Here is a 3,450-nt window from a genome sequence, read left to right on the forward strand (position 1 = left end):
ACGTTATGCCCAATTAAAAAAATGCCAACCGCACAAACAGCACATTTGGTTTTTGCCGACACGAAAGCCAATGAAAAAAACCAAAAGAGCTGTTTTTTTGCCAACGCTCGAAAGGAAACTCATTGGAATTTTGGAATTTTGCAATAATCTGATGAAAATATGACTTACACATTAGCCTTTACGGTAATATTGCTCTCGGTAAAACCAGCGATTGAATTTGCTTTCTTGGAATTAGATAGGCAGACCATCCTGAGCGACAATGCAAGAAAACCGACACTAATCACAGAAAATGAACAATGAATCAAAAGATATTAATTAAGAATTCTACCATAGTAAATGAAGGCAAATCATTTGTCTCAGACGTATTGTTGTCAGACGGACTTATTCAGCAAATAGGAAACATTGACATTGAAACAAATTACAAATTAATTGACGGAACAGGCAAACACTTATTACCAGGAATCATTGACGGACAAGTTCATTTTAGAGACCCAGGGCTTACCCACAAAGGCGATTTATATACCGAAAGCAAAGCTGCCATAGCAGGTGGAGTGACTTCTTTTATTGATATGCCAAATACGGTTCCTAATATTTTGACCGTTCAAAGCTTAAGAGAAAAATATGAGATAGCTTCTAAAAAATCTTTGGCGAACTATGCATTCTTCCTTGGTGTAAACGGGGATAATATTGATGAATTTATAAAAATGGACACAAGCCAATTTATTGGTGTTTCTGATGATGGCTTATATTTTACCAAAAAAGGAAATCTTTTGGCTGACAGTCCAGAAAAAATGGAAAAGCTGTTTGCTAATTGCAAATCCATTATCGCCATTCATTCCGAGAAAGAAGAAATCGTAGAAGAAAATGAACAAGCGTTTCGAAAAGAATATGGAGATAATATTCCAGCAAAATTTCATCCAATTATAAGAAGTACTAAAGGTTGTTATGAAGCAACCAAACGAGCGATTGATTTAGCCAGAAAACACAACGCCAGACTTCATATTCTGCACTTAACGACAGAGGCAGAAACACATCTATTTCAGAATGACATTCCTTTGCAAGAGAAAAAAATAACAACCGAAGTTTCAGTACATCATTTATGGTTTTCGGACAAAGACTATGAACGATTGGGAATGCTCATTAAGTGGAATCCAGCCATAAAAACAGAACAGGATAAACAAGGCTTGCTAAAGGCACTACTTGATGATAGAATAGACATTATAACCACTGACCACGCACCACATACATTGGCAGAAAAGCAACAACCCTATTTTCAATCTATGTCAGGAGCACCAATGGTTCAGCACTCGCTCAATTGTATGTTGGAATTTTATAAAAAAGACCTGATTTCATTAGAAAAAATAGTGGAGAAAATGTGCCATAATCCAGCAATTTTATATGGTATGACCAAAAGAGGATTTATCCGAGAAGGCTATTATGCAGACCTGACATTGGTTGACTTGAACAGCCAATGGACAGTTGCCACGGACAATCTTTTATACAAATGCGGTTGGTCGCCATTAGAGGGAACGCTATTCCATACGGCAATCAAACAGACATTTGTGAATGGAAATTTGGTGTATAATAATGGAAGATTTAATGAAATGTTTAAAGGAATGGAAATAACGATAACAACAAAATCCAATTAAAGAGATTATCGCCTTATGTTCATCAGTAGAAAATTAATCATAGCAACCAAGCACAAAAAGGAAAGTGTAATTGCACCAATTCTTGAAAAAGAGTTGGGAGTAAGGTGTTTTACAGATGAAACGTTCGATACAGATACATTAGGAACCTTTACAGGAGAGATTGAAAGGGAACTTGACCCAATAGCAACGGCTAGGCGAAAATGCCTTTTAGCTATGGAACTAAATAACTGCGATTTGGGTGTGGCAAGTGAAGGCTCTTTCGGTCCACATCCTACGCTATTTTTTGCAAGTGCAGATGAGGAGTTTTTAATATTCATTGACAAAAAGAACAACTTAGAAATAATCACCAGAGAACTAAGTATGGAGACTAATTTCAACGGTAGTGAAATTGAAAATGAAAAAGACCTTTTAGAATTTGCTGAATCAGTAAAATTTCCATCTCACGGACTCATACTTCGCAGGTCAAAAAAAGACAACAACGATATAATCAAAGGCATTACAAAATTACAAGACTTAAAAAAAGCATTCCATTTACTGTATAAAAAATTCAACGGGGTTTACGCTGAAACCGATATGAGGGCAATGTACAACCCTAGCCGAATGGCTGTAATTGAAAATGCAGCCAAGAAATTAGTTGCCAAGGTAAATTCTTGCTGCCCTCAATGCAATATTCCAGGTTTTGGAGTTACAGATGCCAAAAAAGGATTAGAATGTAGTTTATGTGGCTTACCCACCAATTCTACGTTGAGTTTTATTTATAGCTGTCAAAAATGCAATTTCACCAAAGAAGAAATGTATCCACATAAGAAAACAACCGAAGACCCTATGTATTGCGATTACTGTAATCCATAAGAGGGTAACTAACATAGAATAAAAGTGAAAAAAACAATTTTTTTAATAACCAAAATGGACTGTCCATCAGAGAAAAATCTAATCCAAATGAAATTGAACGGGATTTCAAGTATTGCGAATTTGGACTTTGACATTCCGAACCGAAAATTGACCGTTTTTCACAGCGGAGAAACCGACCAAATCGAAAAGTCCATCATCGAACTGAATTTAGGCGGAAAGAAAATCTCTACTGAACAGAGCGACCAAACGGATTTTAAAGGAAATACAGACCAGAAAAAGCTACTTTGGGCTGTACTTGCCATCAATTTCGCATTTTTCATTATCGAAATGACCACAGGCATAATTTCAAAATCTATGGGACTTGTTGCCGATAGTTTGGATATGCTTGCGGATAGTTTTGTTTACGGAATTAGTTTGTTGGCGGTTGGTGGAACGCTAATAAAGAAAAAACGTATTGCAAAACTTGCAGGATATTTTCAAATTACACTTGCCATAATCGGATTTGTAGAAGTTTTAAGACGGTTTTTCGGAAAGGAAAAACTACCCGACTTTTCGACAATTATTATCGTTTCGATTTTCGCACTTATTGCAAACGGAATTTGTCTTTACATTTTACAAAAGTCAAAAAGCAAAGAAGAGGCACATATGAAAGCGAGTATGATTTTTACCTCGAATGATGTGATTATCAATTTGGGAGTAATAATCGCAGGAATTTTGGTAAATTGGTTGAGTTCCAATAAACCTGATTTGATTATTGGAACAATTGTTTTTGGTTTGGTAATTCAAGGAGCGTTTAGGATTTTAAAATTAAGCAAGTGATTGATTTGCCAACGCTTAAAGCCATACACATTTGCAATTCGCAGCAGCCGAAACGCAAGCCAAAAATTACAAAAGAGTATGTCTTTGCCAACGCTAAAAACAGAACGTGAAAAATAAAAAAAGGGCATAA

3 protein-coding genes are annotated in these 3,450 nt (G+C 35.9%); all 3 read left to right on the plus strand.

Annotation, left to right across the window (positions count from 1 at the left end; all coding sequences use genetic code 11):
• The first annotated feature begins 296 nt into the window (after positions 1-296).
• From JCM15548_RS20140 to JCM15548_RS20150, 3 genes are read left to right on the plus strand one after another with little or no spacing between them, the layout of a single operon-like run.
• Positions 297-1,649, plus strand: coding sequence for a dihydroorotase (locus JCM15548_RS20140; RefSeq protein ID WP_062128980.1), 1,353 nt, complete (start codon positions 297-299; stop codon positions 1,647-1,649).
• A 15-nt stretch (positions 1,650-1,664) separates the two neighbouring features.
• Positions 1,665-2,501 carry a DC1 domain-containing protein gene (locus JCM15548_RS20145; protein WP_062128983.1) on the plus strand — a complete coding sequence of 279 codons (837 nt, stop codon included), beginning with the start codon at positions 1,665-1,667 and terminating at the stop codon, positions 2,499-2,501.
• A gap of 24 nt (positions 2,502-2,525) precedes the next feature.
• Positions 2,526-3,320, plus strand: coding sequence for a cation efflux transmembrane domain-containing protein (locus JCM15548_RS20150; RefSeq protein ID WP_173427678.1), 795 nt, complete (start codon positions 2,526-2,528; stop codon positions 3,318-3,320).
• Positions 3,321-3,450 lie beyond the last annotated feature (130 nt).

This window comes from Geofilum rubicundum JCM 15548, from assembly GCF_000974365.1.
GTDB classification, from domain to species: Bacteria; Bacteroidota; Bacteroidia; order Bacteroidales; family Marinilabiliaceae; genus Geofilum; species Geofilum rubicundum.